General features: G+C 66.9%; 2 protein-coding genes. Both read left to right on the forward strand.

Annotation, left to right across the window (positions count from 1 at the left end; genetic code table 11):
• On the forward strand, positions 1–649 hold a 649-nt coding region (locus DU475_RS23765), incomplete at its 5' end, for a chromosomal replication initiator protein DnaA (RefSeq protein ID WP_164633511.1).
• 241 nt (positions 650–890) lie between these two features.
• Positions 891–1489: DNA polymerase III subunit beta (gene dnaN / locus DU475_RS23770; protein WP_164633512.1), on the forward strand; the 599-nt coding region annotated here is incomplete at its 3' end.

Here is a 1489-nt window from a genome sequence, read left to right on the forward strand (position 1 = left end):
CGACGCCGGTCGCCAGGTGGTGGTGGCGGCCGACCGGCCGCCGTCCGATCTCGAAAGTCTCGACGAGCGGGTGCGCTCGCGGCTCGCCGGCGGCCTCGTGGTCGAAATGGCGCCGCTCGGCGAGGATCTGCGCCTCGGCATCCTGCGCTCGCGCGTGGTCGCGGCCCGCGCCCATCACGTCAGCTTCGACGTGCCGCAGCCGGTGCTCGAGTATCTCGCACGCACCATCACCCATAACGGTCGCGATCTCGAAGGCGCGATCAATCGCCTGCTGGCGCATTCCAAGCTGAACAATCAGCCGGTCACGCTGGAAATGGCCGAGCATGAAGTCCGCGACCTGATCCGCCCCTCCGAGCCGAAGCGGATCAAGATCGAGGACATCCAGCGCATCGTCGCCCGGCAGTACAACGTCAGCCGCTCCGACCTGTTGTCGTCGCGTCGGACCGCCAATGTGGTGCGACCGCGCCAGGTCGCGATGTATCTGGCCAAAACACTGACGCTGCGCTCGCTGCCGGAGATCGGCCGCCGCTTCGGCGGACGCGACCACACCACGGTGCTGCACGCGGTCCGCAAGATCGAAGGACTGGTGTCGAAGGACAATACGCTGTCCGACGAAGTCGAATCCCTGAAGCGCCAGCTTCAGGAATAGGCGCCTGGCCGCCGCCACAATGGGCATCATGGCCAGCCTGAATCCCGGGGAAATTTGGGCCGGCGGCGGCTGCGCGCTCTTGCGCGAGCCGCACAACCACGCCACCCTGCGGACCCCCCGCGGGTCCGGGTGACCTCAGCGGGTGCCAATGGCCTTGGCGCCGCATCCGGCTGCCGGGCCTCCTCCATCATATCCGGCAGCTTCATCACACGATGCGGGCGCGGAGCAGGCGGGTTTTGCAATGAAGGTCACGGTCGAACGCGCGCAACTGTTGAAGTCGCTGAGCCACGTGCATCGCGTGGTCGAGCGCCGCAACACTATCCCGATCCTCGGCAACGTGCTGGTGCGCGCCGAAAACGCCCAGCTCGCGCTCAAGGCGACCGACCTCGACCTCGAGGTGACGGAAACGCTGCCGGCCGAAACCGCGACCGCCGGTTCGACCACTGTACCGGCCCACATGTTCTACGACATCGTCCGCAAGCTACCGGACGGTTCGCAGATCGTGCTGGAGAGCGACGGTGACCGTTCGGTGCTGGCGATCCGCGCCGGCCGTTCGCGGTTCACGTTGCAGACCCTGCCGGAGAGCGATTTCCCGGATCTCGCAGCCGGCGAGATGAGCCACGCCTTCCGGCTACCGGCGTCCGACGTCAAACGGCTGATCGATCGCACCCAATTTGCGATCTCGACAGAAGAGACCCGTTACTATCTCAACGGCATCTATCTGCACACGGCCGGCAGCTCCGGCGCCGCGAGTTTGCGCGCGGTCGCCACCGACGGACACCGTCTGGCGCAGCTCGACCTGACGTTGCCGAGCGGTGCCGACGGCATGCCCGGCGTGAT

This window comes from Rhodopseudomonas sp. WA056, from assembly GCF_010906995.1.
Lineage (GTDB): Bacteria > Pseudomonadota > Alphaproteobacteria > Rhizobiales > Xanthobacteraceae > Rhodopseudomonas > Rhodopseudomonas palustris_G.